Source organism: Neobacillus sp. FW104-15D2 (assembly GCF_058790155.1).
In genome coordinates, this window is record NZ_JBYTCJ010000003.1 from 66,762 (window position 1) to 88,989 (window position 22,228).

Annotated in this window: 23 protein-coding genes; 8 read left to right on the forward strand and 15 right to left on the reverse strand. The window is 40.0% G+C overall.

The window, feature by feature from the left end; genetic code table 11:
• Positions 1 to 8: 8 nt before the first annotated feature.
• From AC3WR0_RS03715 to AC3WR0_RS03740, 6 genes are all read right to left on the reverse strand, one after another.
• On the reverse strand, positions 9 to 1,460 hold the full coding sequence (locus AC3WR0_RS03715) for an acyl-CoA reductase (protein ID WP_492551042.1): 1,452 nt from the start codon (positions 1,458 to 1,460) through the stop codon (positions 9 to 11).
• A complete protein-coding gene (locus AC3WR0_RS03720) occupies positions 1,457 to 2,545 on the reverse strand; it encodes a LuxE/PaaK family acyltransferase (RefSeq protein ID WP_492551043.1) in 1,089 nt (362 codons plus the stop codon). Before AC3WR0_RS03720 ends, AC3WR0_RS03715 begins: the two co-directional genes overlap by 4 nt.
• An 862-nt stretch (positions 2,546 to 3,407) precedes the next feature.
• Positions 3,408 to 3,542: a hypothetical protein gene (locus tag AC3WR0_RS03725; RefSeq protein WP_492551044.1), complete on the reverse strand. Its 135-nt coding sequence runs from the start codon at positions 3,540 to 3,542 to the stop codon at positions 3,408 to 3,410.
• A gap of 13 nt (positions 3,543 to 3,555) precedes the next feature.
• On the reverse strand, positions 3,556 to 4,776 hold the full coding sequence (locus AC3WR0_RS03730) for a helix-turn-helix domain-containing protein (protein WP_492551045.1): 1,221 nt from the start codon (positions 4,774 to 4,776) through the stop codon (positions 3,556 to 3,558).
• A gap of 200 nt (positions 4,777 to 4,976) precedes the next feature.
• Positions 4,977 to 6,233, reverse strand: a complete 1,257-nt coding sequence (locus AC3WR0_RS03735) for a S8 family peptidase (protein ID WP_492551046.1) — start codon at positions 6,231 to 6,233, stop codon at positions 4,977 to 4,979.
• 174 nt (positions 6,234 to 6,407) lie between these two features.
• Positions 6,408 to 7,688, reverse strand: coding sequence for a S8 family peptidase (locus AC3WR0_RS03740; RefSeq protein ID WP_492551047.1), 1,281 nt, complete (start codon positions 7,686 to 7,688; stop codon positions 6,408 to 6,410).
• A gap of 233 nt (positions 7,689 to 7,921) precedes the next feature.
• On the opposite strand from AC3WR0_RS03740, the gene AC3WR0_RS03745 reads away from it, so the two are divergent.
• On the forward strand, positions 7,922 to 8,179 hold the full coding sequence (locus AC3WR0_RS03745; RefSeq protein WP_492551048.1) for a hypothetical protein: 258 nt from the start codon (positions 7,922 to 7,924) through the stop codon (positions 8,177 to 8,179).
• Between the two features lie 263 nt (positions 8,180 to 8,442).
• On the opposite strand, the gene AC3WR0_RS03750 is transcribed toward AC3WR0_RS03745, so the two are convergent.
• Positions 8,443 to 8,874, reverse strand: coding sequence for a VOC family protein (locus tag AC3WR0_RS03750; protein WP_492551049.1), 432 nt, complete (start codon positions 8,872 to 8,874; stop codon positions 8,443 to 8,445).
• Positions 8,875 to 8,954: 80 nt separating this feature from the next.
• Here AC3WR0_RS03750 and AC3WR0_RS03755 point away from each other — a divergent pair, with 80 nt between their 5' ends.
• On the forward strand, positions 8,955 to 9,443 hold the full coding sequence (locus tag AC3WR0_RS03755; RefSeq protein ID WP_492551050.1) for an HIT family protein: 489 nt from the start codon (positions 8,955 to 8,957) through the stop codon (positions 9,441 to 9,443).
• A 43-nt stretch (positions 9,444 to 9,486) separates the two neighbouring features.
• Here the strand turns inward: AC3WR0_RS03755 and AC3WR0_RS03760 are convergent, their stop codons facing one another.
• From AC3WR0_RS03760 to AC3WR0_RS03770, 3 genes are all read right to left on the reverse strand, one after another.
• A complete protein-coding gene (locus tag AC3WR0_RS03760) occupies positions 9,487 to 10,425 on the reverse strand; it encodes a magnesium transporter CorA family protein (protein ID WP_492551051.1) in 939 nt (312 codons plus the stop codon).
• 230 nt (positions 10,426 to 10,655) lie between these two features.
• Positions 10,656 to 11,543, reverse strand: a complete 888-nt coding sequence (locus AC3WR0_RS03765) for a cation diffusion facilitator family transporter (RefSeq protein ID WP_492551052.1) — start codon at positions 11,541 to 11,543, stop codon at positions 10,656 to 10,658.
• A 219-nt stretch (positions 11,544 to 11,762) separates the two neighbouring features.
• Positions 11,763 to 11,918: a hypothetical protein gene (locus AC3WR0_RS03770; RefSeq protein WP_492551053.1), complete on the reverse strand. Its 156-nt coding sequence runs from the start codon at positions 11,916 to 11,918 to the stop codon at positions 11,763 to 11,765.
• 96 nt (positions 11,919 to 12,014) lie between these two features.
• On the opposite strand from AC3WR0_RS03770, the gene AC3WR0_RS03775 reads away from it, so the two are divergent.
• The gene (locus AC3WR0_RS03775; protein WP_492551054.1) at positions 12,015 to 12,224 is read left to right on the forward strand and encodes a YozQ family protein; all 210 of its coding nucleotides are present in this window, start codon (positions 12,015 to 12,017) and stop codon (positions 12,222 to 12,224) included.
• A gap of 334 nt (positions 12,225 to 12,558) precedes the next feature.
• On the opposite strand, the gene AC3WR0_RS03780 is transcribed toward AC3WR0_RS03775, so the two are convergent.
• Complete coding sequence (locus tag AC3WR0_RS03780) at positions 12,559 to 13,311, reverse strand: TraR/DksA C4-type zinc finger protein (RefSeq protein ID WP_492551055.1); 753 nt, start codon at positions 13,309 to 13,311, stop codon at positions 12,559 to 12,561.
• A gap of 219 nt (positions 13,312 to 13,530) precedes the next feature.
• On the opposite strand from AC3WR0_RS03780, the gene AC3WR0_RS03785 reads away from it, so the two are divergent.
• Positions 13,531 to 13,695: a hypothetical protein gene (locus AC3WR0_RS03785; protein WP_492551056.1), complete on the forward strand. Its 165-nt coding sequence runs from the start codon at positions 13,531 to 13,533 to the stop codon at positions 13,693 to 13,695.
• Between the two features lie 43 nt (positions 13,696 to 13,738).
• Here AC3WR0_RS03785 and AC3WR0_RS03790 read toward each other — a convergent pair whose 3' ends face one another.
• The 3 genes from AC3WR0_RS03790 to AC3WR0_RS03800 all read right to left on the reverse strand — a co-directional run bounded on the left by AC3WR0_RS03790 (position 13,739) and on the right by AC3WR0_RS03800 (position 17,377).
• The gene (locus tag AC3WR0_RS03790) at positions 13,739 to 14,362 is read right to left on the reverse strand and encodes a LysE family transporter (protein ID WP_492551057.1); all 624 of its coding nucleotides are present in this window, start codon (positions 14,360 to 14,362) and stop codon (positions 13,739 to 13,741) included.
• Positions 14,363 to 14,648: 286 nt separating this feature from the next.
• Positions 14,649 to 15,689 carry a glycosyltransferase family 2 protein gene (locus AC3WR0_RS03795; protein ID WP_492551058.1) on the reverse strand — a complete coding sequence of 347 codons (1,041 nt, stop codon included), beginning with the start codon at positions 15,687 to 15,689 and terminating at the stop codon, positions 14,649 to 14,651.
• Between the two features lie 20 nt (positions 15,690 to 15,709).
• Positions 15,710 to 17,377, reverse strand: coding sequence for a DUF6044 family protein (locus tag AC3WR0_RS03800; RefSeq protein ID WP_492551191.1), 1,668 nt, complete (start codon positions 17,375 to 17,377; stop codon positions 15,710 to 15,712).
• 210 nt (positions 17,378 to 17,587) lie between these two features.
• Between AC3WR0_RS03800 and AC3WR0_RS03805 the strand changes: the two genes are divergently transcribed.
• From AC3WR0_RS03805 to AC3WR0_RS03820, 4 genes are all read left to right on the forward strand, one after another.
• Positions 17,588 to 18,868, forward strand: coding sequence for an MFS transporter (locus AC3WR0_RS03805; RefSeq protein WP_492551059.1), 1,281 nt, complete (start codon positions 17,588 to 17,590; stop codon positions 18,866 to 18,868).
• The gene (locus tag AC3WR0_RS03810) at positions 18,868 to 19,449 is read left to right on the forward strand and encodes a winged helix-turn-helix domain-containing protein (protein ID WP_492551060.1); all 582 of its coding nucleotides are present in this window, start codon (positions 18,868 to 18,870) and stop codon (positions 19,447 to 19,449) included. The genes AC3WR0_RS03805 and AC3WR0_RS03810 overlap by 1 nt, the downstream gene beginning before the upstream one ends.
• Positions 19,450 to 19,713: 264 nt before the next feature.
• A complete protein-coding gene (locus tag AC3WR0_RS03815) occupies positions 19,714 to 20,373 on the forward strand; it encodes a transglutaminase domain-containing protein (protein ID WP_492551061.1) in 660 nt (219 codons plus the stop codon).
• Between the two features lie 435 nt (positions 20,374 to 20,808).
• Positions 20,809 to 21,795, forward strand: coding sequence for a potassium channel family protein (locus tag AC3WR0_RS03820; RefSeq protein WP_492551062.1), 987 nt, complete (start codon positions 20,809 to 20,811; stop codon positions 21,793 to 21,795).
• Here the strand turns inward: AC3WR0_RS03820 and AC3WR0_RS03825 are convergent.
• Complete coding sequence (locus tag AC3WR0_RS03825) at positions 21,788 to 22,192, reverse strand: YugN-like family protein (RefSeq protein ID WP_492551063.1); 405 nt, start codon at positions 22,190 to 22,192, stop codon at positions 21,788 to 21,790. The two genes, AC3WR0_RS03820 and AC3WR0_RS03825, sit on opposite strands and share 8 nt — an antisense overlap.
• Positions 22,193 to 22,228: the final 36 nt, after the last annotated feature.

The following is a 22,228-nucleotide window of genomic DNA, read 5'->3' on the forward strand; positions in this document are numbered from 1 at the left end:
CTCCGTTATTAATCTAGATAAGGCGCATAGATTTCAGCCAATTCTTCAGCAGAATGCTCTATATCCACCATTTGTACAAGATCGGCTAAACTGAAGCGTCCGTCATGGTGCCACCCCGGTTCGGGTGAAGCCATACTTCCCAGTCCTGTTATCCTCGTCACTCCCGCTTCGGCAAGACCTTTAGCCATTTTAAAAAGTTCAGCTGGGCTGCAAGCTACCCCTACGGTTTGAAGAAAACGGCGATGGGGTGCGATCTGAAATAGAATTTCTGCAGGATCATTATATGGAATAACTTTAACTGTTCTGTTAAGACAAACAGGAGAAAATTGTCCGCTCTCCCCTTCATAGACAACAGTCCATGAATGATTGCTATTACCAATCAGCTCCTTACTTTCATCGGTGTACAAAGAAAGTTCTGCACTATTTCTCCAAGCAGCTATCTCGGATTCTTCCTCAAGAGAAAGCGATCTTCGCGGGTATCTTTTTTCAAAATTATCAAGTTCATTTGCTAAATATCTGGCAAACTCCTGAGGGGATACAGCACCGCCTTTTTGGACATAAAACAAATGGGGCGAGTAACAGCCCTGCTGGTCATAGCGAACAACATCAAGGGCAGCACGATGTGCAGTATCCCATGCCTTACGGGAATCAATGCTTATGTTAGACACAATTCCAAAACTTATTTTGTGGCCAAACGGCAGAAAACGAGATGTTATGGGAACTCTTTTAGCTAGGGACTCAAGCGAATAATTGCTGCCGTAAGCAACGATAGCATCGGACTTTCGTAAAACAAGCTTTTCCCTTTCCTCGTCTCCGCCCTTCCACCAGACAACTGCAAGGCAATCGGCTAATCGGGGTTCCATTTCTGCAAGAAGCTGCGCAAACCAACCCGCAAATAGAGGTTCTGCACTTGCTGTTTTCCCGATAGTGCCCGATTTTACAAGTAATCCGGATATAAGACTCCAGAGAGGAAGGGCCGGTACGTTCCCCGCCCATATATGGAGAATCAAATCAGGACCAACAGCCTTAGAAAACCCTCTTTTCACCTGAGGCTGAAATTCATCCAGGACCAAAGGGTTGGGAAAATCTTCAGCTAAAAATCGCTGGAGCTGTGGTTTGCGAAAGTTTTTCAAATAAGAAGTTAATCCTAGGCCAATCATTTCACGATCATAACCCGTAACAATCGGGAGGAGTTCCTCCGCTTTTTTCCGGAAGGCTGAATTTCTGTCCAGCAGTTTTTCAATCACCTGGTCCACGATATCAACGATTTCTGATACTTTAAATCCCTTCAAAACTTCGGCGCTGGACTTTTTCACTTTATCGATAACTAAATCCATTTGCTCATTCGTAAGCAGAGGAATCTCCACTTCAAGTTTTTTATTTTTGCCTTCAAAAACCATTGTTTTTAATTCAAATTGCTCCGTCCCTATATCGGGAATATAACCTGCCCTTTCCCTCATAGAGAATTCCCCTTTGAGGCCTGTATAAATTCTTCAACAGCCAGGGAGCATCCCTTTGCTTCTGTTCCCTGTACCCTGCCAAGCAGAAGGAAGCCGTTTTCCTCCATAATACCCAGGTCTTCAGTCAAAATAGCGGTGACTGAATTAAAATTGGCGAGGTCACAATGCACCAAGACGCCTTTTTGCCCATTAGGTACGTTCTGACCTGTCAGTGGGTTAACAACCCTTGTCCTAATCCAGTGTGGACCTGATTTCACGGATGGTACCTTTTCATTTCCATCGTCATAAAATTGAGTGCAAAGCTCGGTCATTCCGTACATATTAATGCATTCCTCCCTTGGAACTCCGAGGAAGGCAGTAATCAAATCATAAAACTCATTCATTCCCATTTCTTTTGACTGACCTTTAAATCCGCCAGTATCCAGGACTCGGCTTCCTTGAGGAAGTTTAAAGGATACTCTCCGCTTTTCCATTTCTTCGAAAAGATGGACAAAGCTGAACGCAGCGCCTAATAGTACATAGGGCTCACCTGTCTCCTCTGCTTTTCTTAGATCCTCAATAACCTGGGTATATTCTATACCATCCTTGCCCAGCAAATATTTACTTTCATCCGTACCGAACTCCAGCAAAGCGAGATTCAGGTAGCGGGCTAATGATGAGTTTGGCATTTCTTCTTCGGAAGGAAATAAAATGCCCATTTTAATTTGTTCATCATCCTTCATAAATCGCTTCTTAAAATTTGAGATCATAGAATAGTCCCATATTGTCATGGATGGATGATAGTGTTTTCCCTTAACTCCTTTGGTAGTGCCGCTCGTCATGAAGACCCTTTCAGCTTCCTCCGGATTAAAACAGCTTAAAGGCAGCTCTTTGAATGCGTTTATTGGAACAGGGGGTATGTCCTGCCAAGCTTTAACTGTTCTTGGCGTTTTTCCCCTGTGCATGCAAAATTTACGATAGGGCTGATTGTGTGTATATTGGTAGCAAAATAGGCTCAAAGCATGTTTATTAAAACTTTTCTCTGAATTTTCTCCGCTTTGCATATAGGTTAAAATTTCTTCTATTACCTCAGCCTGATTTTCCATATGATTCATTCCTTTCAAGGTAAGAAAAACGAGCAGTACATATTTTTATTAATGTCTCTTTTCGTAAACTTTGTTGTTTATAAAAGCAATAATAGGCTTGCTTTTCCCGCAAGGATCTCGCCTATTTTTGCTGACAGTTCTTCAAATTGCAACAATCCTTATAAAAAAGACACTTCGCGTAAGCAAAGTGTCTTGTCTTGCAGATATATTTCACGAAAACGAAAATATCAACAACGCTTTTCCCTACACTGGCATTACCCAACAGGTTCATTCGGTCTGCGCCAGATTAGCCGCACTCTCAGCCTGATTCCACAGGCTCCCGTTAATATTAAGTTCCTTAAAATCTTACTCCTGCTCTTACTGAAATGCAAGGGAACAGCCCTTTCCAATATTAGAGAAAATCACATAAGAAAAGCGCAAGCGCCCGTTCAGCGACGTATGGCCATTTGAAGAAAGGCTAAGGTCGCCACGTCCGTGTGGCAACGCCTTTCTGACCCGCGTCCTGCGCGCCTCCACTTCGACTGAGATAAAGGATACACGAAATGCAAAGCATTTCGATGTTGACTTATCGTAGGGAGAAGTGGGATGGACACTAGCTGCACCAAGTATCACCTAAAGGTCATACTTGATGCAAGATACTCAAGGAAGCTTTTACAGAGATGAAAACTCGCTGGGCGCTGGAGCTAGACAATTTAAAAGGTAAAACTTTATGCTTTCTTAACCATTTAGAAAAACTTGGCATTCGCCAAGTCCTTTTTGGCGGATGCCTTAGTTTTTCTTATGCGTTCAGAATTTATGGATATAAATTCTGATAAGCTAAAATAAACCTCCCTGTTATAAACAAGGAGGCAAATTTAAACAATCAAATTGGAGGCTGAATTGGAGCTTCAGACGGGGCATCAGAAGAACTGGCTGAATATATACCAGCTCCCCCGCTACTTAATGCAAATACAGCAACAGCCATTACAGATATAATACCTAAAAGTAATTTTTTCAAATTAAAATCCTCCTTAACTGCTTTTATTTAAATATTGAACTACCTTTGAATAAACACCGAGTTGTCTATAATGATCTGAAAGAAGTTTATAGAATCCCATGATTTCTTCCATGTTCCCATTGCTAATCTCAAGGAATGGAATAACCTTTTGTTCAAGAAATAACAGCGATTTCTCTGGAGATTCTAAGTACATAAGATAAAACTCCGCCAGCAGATGATACTTCTTTACACCCATTTCCTTTGCAAGTGAAAAGAGCCTGCTAAAACTTTGCTTTGCTTTTTCCTTATCCTTAAAGGAAAAGTAAATTTCTCCAATTGAATACAAGGTAATAAGATAATGAAGGGTATTTTCCCCCTGAAGGGCCAAGCTTTTTTCATAAAAAGCCAGTGCTTCCGCTTCTTTCTTTATCTTTTGATGGAGATGTCCCATATTATGATAAATTTGCGGAAGGAGCTTCGTCTCATTCATTATTTCTGCATTTCTAATTAAATGCTGAAAGCAGGTCCGTGCCTCTTCATATATTTTTGACTGAGTATAATTAATTCCAAGAAGCATAAGGGTATGAAGAGTTCTTTTAAAGTTATGCTTTTCCATAAAAAACTGAAGAGCCATTTTCCCAAAATGGACCGCATATCCTGCCTGATCCAGCGCACTTTTAATCAGCGCACGGTGATAAAGCACATCTCCGGAGTTAAATTCATGATTTGGGTTGAAATCCAGTCTTTCCATCTCTTCATCGGCCTTTTTATAATCACCCTTCATCATTAAACATATCGCATTATAGTAATCAAATAAATACCTTTCATGTTGGGAAAAATTTTTCTTTTGCTTGCTCAGCAAATTCTTTTGTGTCTCTGCTTCCGCCATTTTTCCTGTAAACATAAAATATCTGTATTTATATAATTCATATGTATAGATGTAAGCAGAGAAAGGGACTATACCCTCAAGTTCTTTAAGCTGTATATATATTTGTTCTGCTTCGTCCTTAAGGTAATACCTCATCTTCTCCTGAAGAGATTTTAGTAAACTGCCAATCTCATTTTCTTTTTCACTAATTCCTTTAGGGTCGACCTGAAGGCGGCCCAACAATAAATTTATTGTTTCCTCATTGGCTTCCTTGCTGTTATTTTCAATTTTGCTAAGATGGGGAACTGAGCATATACCTTGTGCAAGTTCTTTTTGGGTCTTACCTTTTTGAGTTCTGTAATATTTAATTAAGGGACCGTATTCCAACCTGATCACCACCCCGTTTTATATTAATCTATCACGATGGGATATTTTTAAAACATACCAAAAGACCCATTTTTAAACTATTCTGAAAATATTTTTAGAAAAAGCTGGGATTCTCCAGGTACCAGAGGCTGATTCCGGACTTTTTCCTGGTTTATGGACTTAAAAGCCATCCGGCAAATTGGCGGATGGCTTCTTGTTGATTATTTTACTGTTGGGAAACCAAATCCTGAGGCGTTATCGTCGCCTTTTGCTGCACTAATTCCGCCAAGAATGTCTTTTGCCTTTGCCCTATTTTGCAGTTCACTACGAACCTGCACCTGGCTCCAGCTAGGATTGGCTGCCCAAATTTTAGCGGCAAGGCCGGAAACATGGGGAGTAGCCATTGAGGTTCCGCTGATGGTGTTGTAAGCTCCATCGTTCCAGGTCGACTCAACAGCTCTTCCCGGTGCAGAGACTTCAACGTCTCTTTCTTGAATCACATAATCCCCATCCGTTGCAGAATTTCCGCGGGACGAGAAGTCGGCGACCCGGTAGGTTCCATTTTCCTGGACGTTTTCAAGCGCAGCTACCGCTACAACATTCACCAGCCCTCCAGGGTAGCCGATCGTGTTATCTCCCGAGCCATCGTTACCAGCTGCAGCTACTACAAGTACACCTTTACCATAAGCATAATCTACAGCGTCAGATATTAGTGAATCCTTTGAACTTGATCCCAAAGACATAGAAATAACAACATGTGTACCGGTACTTGTTGCCTGGTCTGCAACCGTACGGATGGCACTGGCAATATCATCGGAGTACCCAGACCCTCTGTCATTCAATACCTTATAAGACCAAAGCTTTGCTTCAGGAGCAACTCCGAAAATCCCCTTCCCATCGCTTCCTCCATTTGCAAGAATCGTACCGGAAACATGTGTCCCGTGACCATTTCCATCTGCACAGCTTCCATCAACCAAAGAGGTTTTGGTCTGAGAGAAGTCCTTACATTGAACCACACTGCCTGCCAAATCCTTGTGGGTTTTTAAAACCCCTGTATCCAGCACAGCTACAACTACTCCTGATCCTCCAGAAGTCTTACTAATAGCGGAATCATTGTAAATCGCTTGAATTCCCCATGGTGTCTGGTCACTTGGAACCGCGGATGTTCCTCCGCCTGGTTTGCCTTTAGCAGCATAAACCTCTCCAACTGTTATTTCTGGTACTTTTTCAATCTTTAAGTTTTTATTTTTTAATAATGCCTGAAATTGGCTGTCATTTACGGTAGCTGTAAACCCCTTGTTTCCAAAATCCCAGCGTATATTATAGTTTTGTTTAACTTTTTGTACATCGGATCCCTGGATGTATACCCGGTAAGTATCCTGTTTGGCGGCTGTCTGCCCAAAAGCTCCTGTTGCGAATAGTGAAACCCCCATTGCTAAGCTAAGAAGTGCTGAACCAACTACTTTTCTTTTCGTCATTTGCGTTCTCCTCTCATTTTTGGGAATTCATTAACAACTTTAATTTTATTCTAAATTTTCTGTAAATAGTAAAAGAAAGAGTAAGTTAGAGGTTGGGAAAATTCCTTTAGTGAAAGATTTTTACACGCAAAAAAACCACTCCAGTTAAGCTGGAGCGGTTTTTATAATGCTATTTTATTTTACACGCGCAAATCCAAAGCCTGACGCATAGTCATCGCCTGTAGTGGCACCTGTTCCACCCTTAATATCATACAATTTGGCACGGCGCTGCAATTCAGAACGAAGCTGTGTATTTGTCCATGTTTTGTTAGCAGACCAGATTTTGGCCGCAAGACCTGAAACGTGCGGAGTAGCCATTGAAGTTCCGCTCATAGTAGTATAATTTCCATCATTGGCAGTTGAATAAATACTGGCACCAGGAGCAGATACTTCAATATCTTTTTCCTGGATTACATAGTCTCCATCCGTATTTGGGTTTCCACGTGATGAGAAGTCTGCTACACGATAGGTTCCATTTGACTGCATGTTTTCAAGGGCAGCCACAGCCACAGCGTTGACAAGGGCACCTGGATATCCAATTGTATTGGCATTTGGTCCGGAGTTTCCTGCTGCAGCTACTACTAATACTCCCTTGCTGTATGCGTAATCTACTGCACTAGCAATCATAGAATCTTTTGTACTTGATCCGAGAGACATTGAAATGACAACCTTAGCGCCAAGCCTTGTCCCTTCATCGGCTGCATGGCGGATACCAGCAGAAATATCGTCAGAGTATCCTGAACCGCTGTCAGTCAGTACCTTGTACGCCCATAGTTCTGCCTGCGGAGCCACGCCATATATGCCAAGGCCATCATAACCGCCATCTGCAAGAACAGTTCCTGATACATGTGTTCCGTGGCCATGCCCATCATTACAGGTTCCGTTTACCATCGAGGAACTAGTTTGTGTAAAGTCCTTACATTGTTCCACATTATCTGTTAAATCAATATGGCTCTTGTAAACTCCAGTATCAAGAACAGCTACTTTAATTCCATCTCCACCAGAGGTTTTGGTAATAGTGCTGTCATTATAAATGGCTTTGATTCCCCATGGAACTTGCTGTGTTGGAGTTGTTGACTCTATCGAAACTCCTTTAGGTGAAGCAGCCTGCTCTCTGGAATCAAGAGCTACCTTTGAAACTTCCTCTATCTTTAAGTTTTTATTATTTAATAATGCCTGATACTGTTTAGAATTAACTGTGGTGGTAAATCCATCACTGCCAAAATCCCAACGGTAGCCATATGCACTTTTAGCTTTAGCCTGCTCTGCCTGAGGCCCCATAATATGCACCCGGTAAGTATCTTTTTCAGGAGCCTGCTGTGCAGAAGCCTGCTGTCCAAATGCCCCCGTAGCAAAAACTGAAATCCCCATTGCCATACTCAATAGCGCAGATCCAAATACTCTTTTTTTCTTCATCCTGGTTCTCCTCTCAAAATTGAAAATTAGGCACAGCTCGTTGGCTGTGGCTAAAGTATATTTCATATTTTCAGAGAGTAGCAAAGGATATCCCGGGATTCAGGGTTGGGAAAATTAACACCTGCTCTTTTTAGCATTTTCTTTAAAACCTACACAAAATCACCATGATTTCTGCAAAGTTTTTGCACATTTAACCATTAAAATAAGATTATAAACAAAAGGAGCTGATTAATATGAAAAAAATGATTTTCAGTATCATGGGAGCAGTCATAATCCTTGGAACTGGCACAGCTGTATTTGCTGCTGAATCTTGTGATTTAAGCAATATTAATTTTGGTCAAATGAAAAAGCATATGGAAGAAGTACATCCAGGCATGACTACTCAGGAAATGAAAGATATGTACAAGGATTGCCATGGAACGAACGGAGCCATGCAAAGCAAAAACTTTCAGATGATGGATGGCCCCGAAGATATGATGAGCCAGTTCTAATACAAGAACAGCTGCCCAGGGATACCGGGCAGCTGTTTTTAATTAGGCATGAACTTTTTGTATGAGATGGATGTTTAGAAAGACTATTGAATCATTTCATCTTTTGTTTTGCTTCAATATGATGTTAAGGAAGCCTATTGCCATTAATTCATCTCTTTTTTTGATCGGTTTGATGTTTAGAAAAACTGTAGCCGCATCATTTTTAAATCAGTTTAACCTAACCTTTTCACCTCTAAAAGTAGCTTCCGCTGAACGGGCTCCTATTAAAACGATATCATTGCTCCTCTTTCATCGAATACTGAGGTCGGATTCCACGCAACTTCCCATAAGTTGTTTTCTGGGTCCGCAAAATAAGCCGTACGTCCGCCCCAAAAAGCATCGCTTGGTTCTCTCAATACTTTGGCACCGGCATCCTTCGCCAAACCGATACATGCATCTACATCTTCAGGCTTGTCTACATTGACAGCAAGCGTGAAGGCTGAATATTTACCCTCTGACTTTTCTATTTCTACACCTGCATCCTTCATAAGTTCTTGGAGTGGAAATAACGTCAGCATAACCCCTGCAGTTGTGAAGGCGGCATAGTTGTCGGAACTAATGGCAGTTTCTTTCCATCCCATTTTTTGATAAAAAACACGAAGCCTTGGCAGGTCTATTGCACCTAATGTTACCAAACTAACTCTTTGCGGAACCATAAAGAACCCTCTTTCCAAAAATTTTCTTAATAGTATAATAATACAAGATCATGTTAAAATAATAGGTTTTTGGAGGATGTATGCGAACTTTACTTTTAGCTGACGGACAAAAAGTAGAAGTAGAATGTCTCAGCTGTGCTCTGACAAGCGGTTTAATAAAACCCGAGGGTGGAGTGATTGTGGAAACTGAACATTTTCATGCCCATCAGGATGTTGCCTACCCAATTAAAGGGCTGGTCATTCTTGCTTCTAAAAGGCATTTTAAATGCCTGGATGAAATGACTGAAGAGGAACTCTCGGATTATACAAGCATTTTAAAAAGAATTCGTGCCTCTCAGCGAGAAGCTTTGGGAATAGAGTATGTTTATTATTTTTACAATGAAGATACCACTCACCATTTCCATACATGGATGGTACCCCGCTATGAATGGATGAATTCATTTGGGGGGTCCGTAGAATCTGTGAGGCCCGTACTTCTTCATGCTAGGAATGAAATGAACAACGAGGAAAACCGTAGAGATATGCATGAGGGAATTAGAAAATTGTCTGAATATCTGGAAATTAAATAGTAAAAAAGAGGGTGGCCGTTTTTTCCGGCATCCCTCCTTAAATTTAAAAGTATCTCTTTTTCCAAAAAATAAGGGCAGTCATACATGTAAGAAAAAGTGCAAAAGACATAGTTATTAAAAATGCATGAGGGCTGTGCTGGAAAGGAAGATTTACGTTCATTCCATAAATGCTTGCTACCATTGTTGGGAAAGAAAGAATAATGGTTACGGATGTCAAAAATTTCATAACAATATTAAGGTTATTCGAAATGATAGAGGCAAAGGCATCCATCATACCACTAAGGATGGAACTGTACGTGTCAGCCATCTCAATAGCCTGCTGTTTTTCTATAATTACATCTTCCAAAAGGTCCTTATCTTCATCGTACATTTTCAAATAATTAAAACGTAAAATTTTATCAAGAACTACCTTATTCGATCTAAGCGAAGTTGTAAAATAAACTAAACTTTTTTCGAGGGCCAGGAAGGCATACAATTCTTTGTTCTTCATTGATTGATGCAATTCCCGTTCAATTTCATTTGTTTTTTTGTTAATTTGTTTCAGGTACCGCAAATAATAAGTAGAAATAACAAAAAGAATTTGCAGGGCAAACCTAGTTTTCTTAAAAGTAAAGAATTCTTTTACCTTATTGTTTTTAAAGTCCGCCAGAATGGGGGTGTCCTTTAAGGAAACAGTAATGATGCAGTCATCCGTTAAAACGATCCCAATTGGAATGGTTTCATATATCGGAAATCCCGAATCATCATGAGTAATATACGGATAGTCAACGATAATATAAACTTGGCCATTATCCCGTTCAATCCTTGGCCTTTCTTCATCATCCAAAGCATCTTTTATAAAGTCGACAGTGATTTGAGTTCCCTCTGTCACGCTGATTATTTCCTGTTCAGTTGGGGCATATAGATTCACCCAGCAGCCTTTGGAAATCTCATTTGTTTTTTCAAGCTGTCTAAATTCGTTGCTTTTAAAAATCTCAATCATGATAAAACCTCCTCTCACATTTTTCGAGGAAGCCATCCTACCTTTTCTAGAGCTGATATTCTTGCAGAAATCAATTCGATCTTTTCAAAGATAAACGTGACTTCCCCTAGCCTCTCGGGGTCTGGGTCAAACGAGTAACACAAAAATATCAACTCCTCCCGTACTTTATTCCAACCTTATCATAAACCCTAAACCCTAAAAGCACAAACCTGTTTTTTACTGGTATATGCCTACTTCTCAGGGAAATATGGGTTAAGATGAATCAATACTTCATCGATATTGTCGTATTTACCAATCAGACTATCTTTTATCGCTCTTGCCAGATCGTGACCTTCTTTTATTGTTTTAAAATGGTCTATGGAAATTCTCAAGTCGACCAGTATATAGTGGCCAAGCTCTCTTGCCCTGATCCGGTCTATCCTGCGGACCTCGGAAAATTGCGAAATGACTGTTACATATTCATTCAATGTCTCCGTATCGATATTTCTTTCAAGAAGAATATCAAATGCCTCTGTAAGCATTTCTTTGGCAATTTTAAAAATAAGATAGGCAACAAAAATACTGGCTACCTTATCGCCATAAAGAAGAAAATGGACATTAAACCATGCTCCTGCAAGTGAGAGCAGCACCCCGATTGCCGCTGCAATGGACGCAACAATATCTGCTTTATGGTCAAAGGCAATCGCCTCAATTGCTTTGCTGTTTTGCTGATTGGCCACTTTAAGAGAAGAGCGATATAAAAGCAATTTTGCCACGAATGAAAAAACGGCTACCCACATAGCTAATATGCTAGGCGTTTCAACAGGATGGAAAAAGCCTGATATTCCTTCATAAACCACATAAAAGGAAACTAGTAAAAGAAGGATCCCCACAATTTCTGATACAATGACTTCTGCCTTTCCGTGTCCATAGGGGTGTTCTTTGTCAGCTGGTTTATTGGAAATTTTAATCACAAGCAAAACAATGACGGACGCAAACACATCTGCGGCAGAGTGTATACCGTCTGCAAAAACAGCATCAGATTTCCCGTAAAGACCAATAGTAATTTTTCCGAAAGTTAATAGGATGTTGCTAACTAGACTAATCCAGGCGATTTTTCTTGCTAAAGTTTCTCTCATTCCAATTTACTCCACTCCATATAAAAATGCTTGTACTCCTGCCCAAAAGCCAGTATTAAGTACATCGGAAGCAAATATATATTGCTCACTTCCCAATAAATTTCCCTTTTAAAAATCCATTTGAAAGCATAACAAATAAAATGCAGGTGGGTCTAGAGAAAAATTATTGCCTGCTTGACCCTTTTTAGAATGCAGGAAAAAATGTTGCTCAAGGGAATCTTACCCTTGTTTATTATGGGCATTTGCTTCATTATCCACTTCCTGTTTCATTTGTTCTTCTTCCTCATCGACTGTTATTCTTGTAATTTGATCCTGAAGATCTGTAAATGCCTGATCAAGTCCTTCACGTGTTGGTAAATTTTTTTCTTCCTTCATTTTTACCTCTCCTTCCTATTTGAGCCATGAGTAATTATTAGATAATGGCGGAAAATACATCTGAACGAACATATTTCTTTAAAGGAGTGTTGATCCGTGGAATCTAAAACGCCAAAAGATTCAACTAAAATTGCCGGACGTATTTATCATACTGAGGATTATAAAAAGCAGGATGATTTGTCCTCTGGCTTGGCAACTACCCATGAACAAGTAAGCGACGCTTACATGGAAGGTGAAATAGGGGCAGTTATTGATGATGTGAACGGCAAGGACCTTAAAATTCCTCAAAAAGGATATGAGGAATAAAATACTCCGCTTAAATGTTGAGAAAACAGCTTCAGATGAAGCTGTTTTCTTTTTTAGCTAATCAAGAATTTATATCCATAAATTCTGAACGCACGACCGACAGGATAAGGAAGGCTTCTTCAGCAATATCATCGCACGAAGGAAAAGCACTAGCTTTTCCGAGGAAGCCCTAGTCAGGCGAAAGGCACAGGACAAGGAAAGCTACGTCAGCTTTGCCTCGCACGAAGAAAAAGCATAGCTTTTTTGAGGATGTGCCGATTTGAGCGTGATAAGAAAAACTAGAGCATCCGCCAAAAGGACTTGGCGAATGCCATGCTTTTCTAATACCCATAACTTAATCATTTTCAACATATGGATCATGTTCAAATGCAGGTAAATCTCCAAAGGTTGTCATTATTCCCTCTTCATCCAGTTCAGCTTCATATAGTTCATGCTGGGCATTTGGATAGACGGTTACATTTTTCCCATACATATCATTGCCCGTAAAGTTCTCAAAGTCCTCAACATATCCCAAATTTTCATCTGCTTCAACATACATATCATGGTAGGCATCTTCGGAAAATGCCAAATCGGAAGGGGTTTCCGAAGTTCCGTAAACAGCAACATCCTGCCAGCTGTCTTCTGCATCATAGGCGACAGATTCATCAATTTCATCAAGATCAAATTTACCGAAAGGTTCCATAAGAACCCCTTCCTCCACAGGGCGGTCATGAGATACAACTTGATCGGGACTATGCTCCTTACAAAATAAAGTCGTGGGGAGAGCATCAAGCCTTTCCCTTGGAATGTCCTTTCCACAAACATGGCACTTTCCATAATCGCCTTTAGCAATTGCATCTAATGCTGCATTAATATTTCTTAATTCCAGATTATAATGCTCCCTTAGGGCAATATCTTTTTCACGCTCGTAAAGTTCAGTTCCATCATCAGCCGGATGGTTATCATAGCTTGATAATTCTCCCATGGATTCATGATCAAATCCACGGTTGAAACCCATTTGGTCATCTTCTTTTAAAAGGTCCTGGAGCTCACTTTTTTCCTTTGACAATCGTGTTTGTATTTCGGCCATTTGCTGTGAGGATAGCATGGTAAAACTCCTTTCTCATATATGAGTAACTGCAGCCATAAAACCGAATGGAGCCGATTGGAGGCAAAATACAGTTTGGTTTCACTTCTCATATTGTTCCACTTTTACCGACTTTCATTACGTCTTTTAGTTTTGGTGGGAAAATTTGTACCGAATTAAACCTTTGTGGGTAATACAATCTATTGAATGAACCATGCAAAAGAAAGCGGGGATATTAATATGGTAAATGAAAACTGGAAGCAATTTAATAAAACACAGAAAAAGCATATTGGCTCGTATATCGGAACTGGACATGATCAAACACCAGGTATAAACGATGCAGAATATAACAACCAGAGCAATACCGATAAATCAGTTGGGGCAACCGGCAGAGAATTGAAATAAAAAAGGCTGGGGTTCCCCCCAGCCTTTTTTAAAATACTATTTATTAAACCAGTACCTTTATGGCTTCAATGCCAAAATAAATCCCAAAGCCGATTAAAGATAGTCCCGATATCACAGAGATAAAAAGAATTAGGCCAGAAGTCAAAAATCGTTTAAAGGAACTGGCAATGCTCGCCATGGCAATGTCCCAAATTAATAATCCTATTATGATGGCTGTACTGTAAATCATCAGCTGACGATGCCCGTATGCAGAGGCTGTTTCTGCCAAAACAGATCCATATATACCCAGCCAAAAAAGGATTGTTAGCGGGTTGGAAATAGACATAAAAAATCCAGCAAGAAAGGATCTAAATAAAGGTTCACTCTTCTTTGTCCTATCCAGTGTTACATCGGAAGCTTTAACAAGCGTTTCTATCCCTGTATAGATTAGAATGAAACATCCAAAAAATAGCAAAAAGGTTTTCATAAATGGAGTATCAATAAACTTTACCACACCAATATATACAATTAGCATGTACACAATATCAGCAGCCATTGCCCCCAAACCAATCAGCCAGGAATGCATAAAGCCACTTCTGATACCCTTTTCAATTTGGGCAGCATTTATTGGCCCGATGGGAGCAGCAAGCGAAAGCCCCAAAAGAATATAGCTAAGGAATACACTCATACGATTCTCTCCCCGTTTGTAATAAAACCCGTCTACAAATCTTTATTCAGAAAATCGTGCTTGTACTACTAAAAAGTAAAAAAGCTTTAGAAGTTTTTTGGAAAAGAGCTCAAAAAAAACCCGTCAATAGACGAGTTTTTAGGATAGATGATTTATCACTCTACTTGTTAAAAATGCTCTGATAAACCGGACTGTTGATTATCACTCACGGCGCTTGCTTTCCGCGGCGAACCGGGAACCTCCCTAGTGGTTGCACTTCATAAACAAAAGGATTTTCTCGGAGTATTTACGCTTTCTTTTCAGGCAATTGAAGCTGCTCCAGCTGCTTCAACTCCTCATGCCGAGATAGATTCATTTTCATTCTTTCAGGAACGGGTAAATGGAAGAAATCTATATCGACAATATACTTGGGACGACTCTTTGATTCCTTATAAATTTTACCAACATACTCTCCTATCAGGCCAGCTGCAATCAGCTGGAGGCCCCCGATAAGCCAGATAGAGGTGATAAGGGATGTCCATCCTGTTTGGGTGCTTCCGGTAAATTTCAAAAAGAGGAAATAGGCTCCAAAAACTATACTTGCCATAAAGGAAATAAAGCCAATAAGCAATACCATTCTGATTGGCGTGACTGAAAAGGATGTGATCCCGTCAAAGGCAAAGGAAAGCATTTTTTTCAAAGGATACTTAGTCTCCCCTGCCTGCCTTTCAAGGCGGTCATAATAGACCTTGTCTGTCCTGAGTCCTATCAAAGGAACAATCCCGCGAAGAAACATATTTACCTCTTTAAAGCTTTCCAGTTCCTCTACGGCTCTCCTGCTCATAAGGCGGAAATCAGCATGATTATATACAAGATCTACGCCCATTTTTTTCATTAAAGTATAAAATCCCTGTGCAGTCCACCGCTTAAAAAATGTATCTGTTGTACGTCCTTTCCTTACACCGTAAACAACCTCGCATCCAGCGTTGTACTTTAAGATAAAGTCACGAATTACCCGGATGTCATCCTGAAGGTCCGCATCAATAGAAATAAGACAGTCTGAAACATCTCTAGCAGTAAATAATCCAGCAAGAAGGGCATTTTGGTGACCTACATTTTTTGCAAGCTTAAGACCCCGGATAACATTGTTCTTTAGACTTTCTTTATAAATAATCTCCCACGTCCGGTCTTTACTCCCATCATCCACAAACAATAACTTACTATTTTTGGATACTAGTTCTTCGCTTATCATGTCCTCCATAAGGTTTCCAAGCTGTTTGAAGGTTTCAGGCAAAGCTTCTTCTTCATTGTAGCAGGGAACTACAATCGTCAAAGTTGGTTCAAGCATATTCTGGATCCTCCTGGTGTTTATAATGCCCGGTACAAATAAATATTCCAGGCAGCTGACCTGGATTTAAAAACCTTCATGAGTACCAGTTTATTTTCAGTTGCATTATCGATAGGCAGTGCGGAAAAGATATACTTTCCTCCCATTTTTTTAAAAAGAGCCGTATCGATTTGCAAGTGTTTTAAATGTCTTTTGGACGTTTTTTTTATCATGTATCGCTTGCCCAATTCCGCTGAAAATAAATAGCACCTGCCTCCCCAGTGATCAAAATAGTTTTGCACTATCTTGTTCTTAGAAAGCTCCTTCTGGATTATTTGGCGAAATTGGTGTTTGTACTTTAAGGGATAGAAATTATTATAGGTATCCAATGTATAAAAACCGTTATATTGAGCAATGGCCGGATGGATACCGATACTGACCACACGATACTCCTTTGTCGGCTCAGCAATATAATTTTTTATACCGGTAAATAAATTTTCTGCATAAAACTCTTTTACTGTAGGTTTATCACGATAAACTATTTCTTCATTAAAAAGGCAAAGAAGAATGATTTGTGCCGTAATTAGCCCAATGGCAATCCTTTGCAGGTAAGCTTTTTGTTCAAAAATAATTTTTACGGCTAAAGCAAAACCTGCATAAATAACAAGCGGACGCAGGAAGTGGAATCTGGCAAAATTAAAGGTATCCAAAAAGTGAAAACGTTTTGTAACGGGGAGCCAGCCTTTATAAAACCAAAACGCATACCATACCGAAAGAAAAAAGTTTAGAAAGAAGAGAAAGACAAATGTCTTTTCTTTTTTCCATAAGTCCTTGGATAGCACGAAATACATTGCTGCAAGAGTTGCTGGCAATATAAAAAGTGTATGAACAGTCATTACATGGTTATGGCCAAGCAGGTAATTCTTAAATACAAGCCTCATGGTCTGCCAAAAAGGCAATGTAGCGTGCATATATTCATCCCTGCTGTTAGGCGCACCCTTAAACATGAAAGAAAAAACCAGCCGGTACTCCACAATCAAGTAAACAGTTATCATATATGCTAAAGCTGATAGGAATGGGAGATTCCAACTCTTCTTCCTGACGGCATCCCTGACCCAAAGGACCCCCATTGCAAATAAAAAGAAGAAAAAACCAAGCACAATACTTGAATAGAAAGGCAATAGAGTAAATACAGTATAGTTCTTAAGTGACTTTTCACCATTCCTTACATTGAGAAATGCCCAAAGTGCAAGTGGCATTCCAAGTGTGCTCAGCATTCCGGATGGCCAAAAAGGTGTAAGTGCAAAAGCCAGAGCAGTACCAATGTTTATAAAAATCCATTTTTGATCAGGAAGTAAATGCTTCTTTAGGAGCAAGTACATTCCAATAAAAGCTACAATTCTTGTGATCGCCTGACTTATTGCATATGCCATCATGGTTGGGAGCAATGAATACAGCCAAACAATTCCGCTCATTTCTGTCCCAAATGCATTTCTCGGAAGCCCGTTTATGATTTGAGGAATGGTTCCGTTAATTGGCCCAAGAAGTTCCCCGCTTTTCGCCAAAACCCGGTACCATGCAAGATTAGAGTCTAAATTATCATGTACTCTTATATGGGCGTTTTCCTGCAGCAGAAATAATGGCGAAAGATAGCAGGCGATAATGAAGATGGCAAGGATTAGGAGTCGTTGCTCTTTCACATTGTTCATATTCACACCCATAACACCTCAACTATTTTTTTATCACGGTATTTATGTTTCGCTACTGTTTGGAAATTATTCCATTTGTTTCTAAAGAAAAATATTCTTCGACAAAAATAGATACTTTACATATATTTACAAAATGTGTTTTTTCCATTAAAATTATTTTTATCATTAAAATTATTTTTAACGATAAATTAATTTATAAAGGGTGATTAGATGTTTATTATTTTAAAAAATGCCAGGTATTTGCGATTTTGGCTTGGGCAGATAGTTTCTCAGCTTGGGGATGGGATAACAAGGACCGCTATAGTCTATTTAATTGCTATTTTGTCAAAGGATCCTCTAGCTATTGGCCTGGCCCTATTTGCCCAGCTTCTTCCCAATGCGATTTTTGGGATAGTGCTGGGGCCGCTGGCAGACAAATATAATCGAAGGCATCTTATGGTTGCCGCTGATCTTTATCGTTGTATCATCGTTTTACTAATGATTCCTTTTCATCACTCTGTTACAGCTTTAATTATTCTAATTGCCTTCCAGGGCCTTGGTTCTGCCTTATTTGACCCAGCCAGATCATCTTCCATACCAGACCTTGCAGGTGAATCGAACATACAGGAAGCCATTTCCCTCTCCCAGTCAACCCGTGCAGCAATGGATATTATTGGACCTTCCCTAGGGGCTTTGCTCATGGTTTCGAAAAACTTCAAATTAATCTTCCTTTTAGATGCAGCCACCTTTATCATTTCGGCTCTATTCATTTTTTCCATCGCCTCATTAGGAACAGTTAAAAGTAAAGATTCCACATCCAAAGAGAAATACATCGAAGCAATCCGTTCAGGAATAAAAGAGGTAACCAGAATGCCCGCTCTTCGTTTTCTCCTGATCCTTCTTATGCCGATTACTCTAGTTATTGGTGTATTAAATACAAACTTAATTGCAGTGCTGACGAATGTATTTCATGTCTCTGCCTTTCATTTTGGTACTATTGAAGCCACCATGTCGGTTGGTGTTATTTTAGGGGCCGCGGCAGCAGCACCCTACTCTTTAAAAAAGCTTAAGCCGGCTGCGGTTCTATTAACTGGTACAGCAGCAATTGGCTTTTGGATGGCCTTTATTCTCCCTCTCAATACACTAAGGCTTGAATTTGGAATTGCTCCGGTGTATGTTTGGTGTATAATATCAGGTCTTCTAAATGCTTTTATAAATGTTCCATTAAGCAGTCTATTTTTACAGTCAACACCAGCGGCTTTTAGAGGCAGGGGCTCTTCATTACTCGGATTTGTAGCAAGCAGTTTCCAAATGGCAGGAATTTTGGCAGGAGGATGGATAGCAAGGGAAATCGGCGTCCTGAATGGGACTGCTTTGGCAGGGTGCCTACTTATTGTTACCGCTATCCTGCTGCCTTTATTAAAAGGATACAAAACTTTGGCCGGCAGCTTAGGAGGGAGTGCAAGCCCTGTTTCACCGACAATAAATTCTAATTCTGCGGGAGAAATATGATGAAAAAAATTGATGACATTGAAATAGCCAAAATGCTTCTTGACCCGAGAAAGAAAAGTATTCTTGATATCGCAAAAACACCAGTAACAGTCAGCCAGCTTGCTGAAGAATTAAATGAGAAGCCTTCACGGCTTTATTATCATGTAAAAAAGCTTGAGGAAGCGGAACTAATAGAGTTGGCTGATACCCGGCAGCATGGAAACTTAATTGAAAAATTCTATCAGACTACCAAATCGGCAGGGCAGCATATGCTTGAACTTGACGAAAAACTGTTAGAAACACACCATGAAACTGTTATGAATGAAATTATGAAAATACTTCAGCCCGGATTAAAGCTGCTAAAAAAGGAACTTGAAAACTCCCCCGACAACGAAGGAAGCCACCCCCTAAATCTTTTGCTCCGGTTCAGCGAGATGACAGGACAGGAATGGGTTCTTTCACAGGAAAAAATAATGAAGACATTTAATGCGGAGAATGATTTGAAGGAAGTACCTATCCCTTCCTTAACAGAAGAGCAATTAAATAATAAATCTAAATATGCCTACTTCCTCCTAAGCTATCGAATTCCAGAGGAAGATTAATTTCATACTGATGGGACAATGTGAGGTTATCTGCCCTCACTAACATCAATTGATTTAAAATATAGAGACAACGGGAGGTTATTTGACCCTGCTGCCATAAATTTAATTCCCAAAGGAAATCCCTATCGGATTTCCTTTTTATTTTTGTCTATTTTGTGACAAAATATTTGAAGTTTTTCTCTTTTCCTCCTATATTTAACTTAAAAACTTTATTTATATACTTTTATGTTGAATTTTGCCGAAAATATTGAGCGGGGGAAGGAAATGAAGAGGAAAAAATTTATTTTATTACTATTGTCTCTTTTGCTTCTAGCAGGCTTTCAACCTTCAAATATTCCAGCCTCACAGCAGGATTTTACGACTCAAATAATCGAAGACATTTCTTTAATGCGAAATGAAAAGCACAATCTCTTTACAGTCATCTCCTACCATTTGATTAAAACAATACACAAAAACCCCAATCTGCTTCCAAGTAAAGTCATCCAAAGTGATGATCCCGAAATAAAAAAAATCGCCGCTAAAATAACAAGCGCAAAAAGAACAGATTCAGAAAAGTCCATGGCTATATTTGACTGGGTTACAACCAATATCAAATATGATGCGGATTTATACCAGCGAGTCCAGTACAGCAATGATTTTAAATTTAAAACTGCAGTTGAGACCCTTCATACTAAAATAGCAATGTGTATGGGGATTTCCCACCTAAACGCAGCCCTTCACCGCGCGGCCGGGATTGAGGCAAAGGTAGTGTACGGAGGAGACCATGCCTGGAATGAGGTCAAATTAGACGGCTACTGGCAGGAACAGGATGCAACAAGAGGGGCTGGATATATAAATAACCGGACACTGAAATTTGTCCCTCAGCGAGCCTTGAAATATTTCTCCTTTACTGATCTGCCAAAAGAGGGAGAGTATTTGTGGTAGTGAAAATAAGAAAAGCGCAATCGCCCGTTCAGCGAAGCAACTACCTGAGTAAACTTCCTGTAACGGCTCCTCTGAAAAGGCGACATGAAGCTTTACGACGAGCTGCACATAAGCTTCTTTGAAAAAGCTGTGGCGCAGGAGCACTTGAGTTCGATGTTGACTTATCGTAGGGAGAAGCGGGATGGACACTAGCTGCACAAAGTATCACCTAAAGGTCATACTTTGTGCAAGATATTCAAAGAAGCATTTTTAAGGCTGAAAACTCGCTGGGCGCTGGAGCTAGACAATTTAAAAGGTAAAACTTTATATTTTCTTACCAATTGAAAAAGCAGCCGTCCGGCTGCTTTTCTTTTGGGTCTGACTCCAATCTATTATGAAAGATTCTTTTTTCGTCCATACTGAAGGTGAATATACGCGGGAGGTTGAAATAAGAAGATGCCAAATCACATATATATAAAATTTTTAAGGCTTCCCCTTTTGGCCCGAATTCTGCTGATTACACTGCTCTTTGTAGTTATCTTTGGAATTTTAATTCATTTATTAGAGCCGCGGACTTTTCCAAATATTTTGGACGGCATCTGGTGGGCGATCATCACAGCCTCGACTGTCGGCTATGGCGACTATGTTCCCCATACTATTGCTGGAAGGGCTGCAGCCATTATTCTTATTTTAATTGGCGCTGGATTTGTTTCTTCCTATTTTGTTACTTTATCAGCTGCTGCGGTTACACGTCAAAATGCTTTTTCTGAGGGAAAAATTACCTACAAAGAAAGCGGGCATATTATCATAATTGGCTGGAATGAAAGATCAAGGGAATTAATTCAGAAGATCACGAATCAGGATTATCCTCAGCCACTTGTCCTAATTGATGAAACGCTTAAAACCATTCCCATTCACTCAAGATATGTACATTACATTCAGGGGAAACCCCACTTGGATGAAACTTTGAAAAAGGCAAACCTCGCAGAGGCTGACAGGGTACTAATTACCGCCGATCAGGGGAATGAAGAAATACAGGCAGATATGTACAGTATCCTCACTCTTTTGGCGATAAAGGGACTCAGTCCTAAAATTCCGTGCATCGTTGAAATCCTGACATCTGAGCAGGTTATCAATGCAAATCGTGCAGGTGCCGACCTTGTTTTACAATCCAATAAATTAACGAGCGTTTATATGCTGAATAGCCTGCGTTCAGCAAATGCAGGTCTTATCCCCGAAGTATTCGAGCAGCTTCAGGAAAATAGGCTACTGGAAATAACTCCGGAATCCGAGCACCTCAATAAGAGTTTTATTGAAACAGCCAACGCCATTTCCATTGATAAAAAAATTTTGATCGGGATTAAGAGAGAGAAAACTATTCTTCTCAATCCTCCTCCCGATCTGGTCATTAAAGAAAGCGATCTGCTCTTAGCTATTAAGTGAGGAGAACCGTTTCCAGCCTCTCAACTATACGTTTCCCGGCATCTACTGCTTGTCCTGGAATATCACTGTCTTTTTCAATTGGCTCGGAAAACTGGTTAAGTGTGCCCGAAAAGGTACCCGTATCAGCATGATCATCAAGCTCGCCCTGATATACGTGAGATAAAATAAACGGCCTGCCGAGTTCAACTGTACAATTCCTCGAATCAAGCTGGCCGTCAACAGATGTAAACGGGACCCTTACAAATTGGTAACTTCCTTCGTCATTGATTTTATAATCAAAGGCACCATGATCATAATCCCAGTTGCCGCCTATTGTGTAACCAATTGGCTTTAGCTTTTGTTCAAGTTTATATAAATCAAACTGCATGCCTTCAATTTTTGATTGCAATTCATGCATGTTCTAACCCCCCACTTTGTTTTTTATATTATCTTT

What these genes read in the sequence shown, in the direction of transcription:
- AC3WR0_RS03780 (WP_492551055.1), bottom strand. Translation starts at nt 13,311, where the DNA reads ATGCTATCCTCACAGCAAATGGCCGAAATACAAACACGATTGTCAAAG.
- AC3WR0_RS03825 (WP_492551063.1), bottom strand. Translation starts at nt 22,192, where the DNA reads ATGCATGAATTGCAATCAAAAATTGAAGGCATGCAGTTTGATTTATAT.
- AC3WR0_RS03805 (WP_492551059.1), top strand. Translation starts at nt 17,588, where the DNA reads ATGTTTATTATTTTAAAAAATGCCAGGTATTTGCGATTTTGGCTTGGG.
- AC3WR0_RS03770 (WP_492551053.1), bottom strand. Translation starts at nt 11,918, where the DNA reads ATGAAGGAAGAAAAAAATTTACCAACACGTGAAGGACTTGATCAGGCA.
- AC3WR0_RS03790 (WP_492551057.1), bottom strand. Translation starts at nt 14,362, where the DNA reads ATGAGTGTATTCCTTAGCTATATTCTTTTGGGGCTTTCGCTTGCTGCT.
- AC3WR0_RS03810 (WP_492551060.1), top strand. Translation starts at nt 18,868, where the DNA reads ATGAAAAAAATTGATGACATTGAAATAGCCAAAATGCTTCTTGACCCG.
- AC3WR0_RS03750 (WP_492551049.1), bottom strand. Translation starts at nt 8,874, where the DNA reads ATGGTTCCGCAAAGAGTTAGTTTGGTAACATTAGGTGCAATAGACCTG.
- AC3WR0_RS03720 (WP_492551043.1), bottom strand. Translation starts at nt 2,545, where the DNA reads ATGGAAAATCAGGCTGAGGTAATAGAAGAAATTTTAACCTATATGCAA.
- AC3WR0_RS03795 (WP_492551058.1), bottom strand. Translation starts at nt 15,689, where the DNA reads ATGCTTGAACCAACTTTGACGATTGTAGTTCCCTGCTACAATGAAGAA.
- AC3WR0_RS03785 (WP_492551056.1), top strand. Translation starts at nt 13,531, where the DNA reads ATGGTAAATGAAAACTGGAAGCAATTTAATAAAACACAGAAAAAGCAT.
- AC3WR0_RS03765 (WP_492551052.1), bottom strand. Translation starts at nt 11,543, where the DNA reads ATGAGAGAAACTTTAGCAAGAAAAATCGCCTGGATTAGTCTAGTTAGC.
- AC3WR0_RS03740 (WP_492551047.1), bottom strand. Translation starts at nt 7,688, where the DNA reads ATGAAGAAAAAAAGAGTATTTGGATCTGCGCTATTGAGTATGGCAATG.
- AC3WR0_RS03760 (WP_492551051.1), bottom strand. Translation starts at nt 10,425, where the DNA reads ATGATTGAGATTTTTAAAAGCAACGAATTTAGACAGCTTGAAAAAACA.
- AC3WR0_RS03820 (WP_492551062.1), top strand. Translation starts at nt 20,809, where the DNA reads ATGCCAAATCACATATATATAAAATTTTTAAGGCTTCCCCTTTTGGCC.
- AC3WR0_RS03800 (WP_492551191.1), bottom strand. Translation starts at nt 17,377, where the DNA reads ATGAACAATGTGAAAGAGCAACGACTCCTAATCCTTGCCATCTTCATT.
- AC3WR0_RS03715 (WP_492551042.1), bottom strand. Translation starts at nt 1,460, where the DNA reads ATGAGGGAAAGGGCAGGTTATATTCCCGATATAGGGACGGAGCAATTT.
- AC3WR0_RS03815 (WP_492551061.1), top strand. Translation starts at nt 19,714, where the DNA reads ATGAAGAGGAAAAAATTTATTTTATTACTATTGTCTCTTTTGCTTCTA.
- AC3WR0_RS03745 (WP_492551048.1), top strand. Translation starts at nt 7,922, where the DNA reads ATGAAAAAAATGATTTTCAGTATCATGGGAGCAGTCATAATCCTTGGA.
- AC3WR0_RS03735 (WP_492551046.1), bottom strand. Translation starts at nt 6,233, where the DNA reads ATGACGAAAAGAAAAGTAGTTGGTTCAGCACTTCTTAGCTTAGCAATG.
- AC3WR0_RS03755 (WP_492551050.1), top strand. Translation starts at nt 8,955, where the DNA reads ATGCGAACTTTACTTTTAGCTGACGGACAAAAAGTAGAAGTAGAATGT.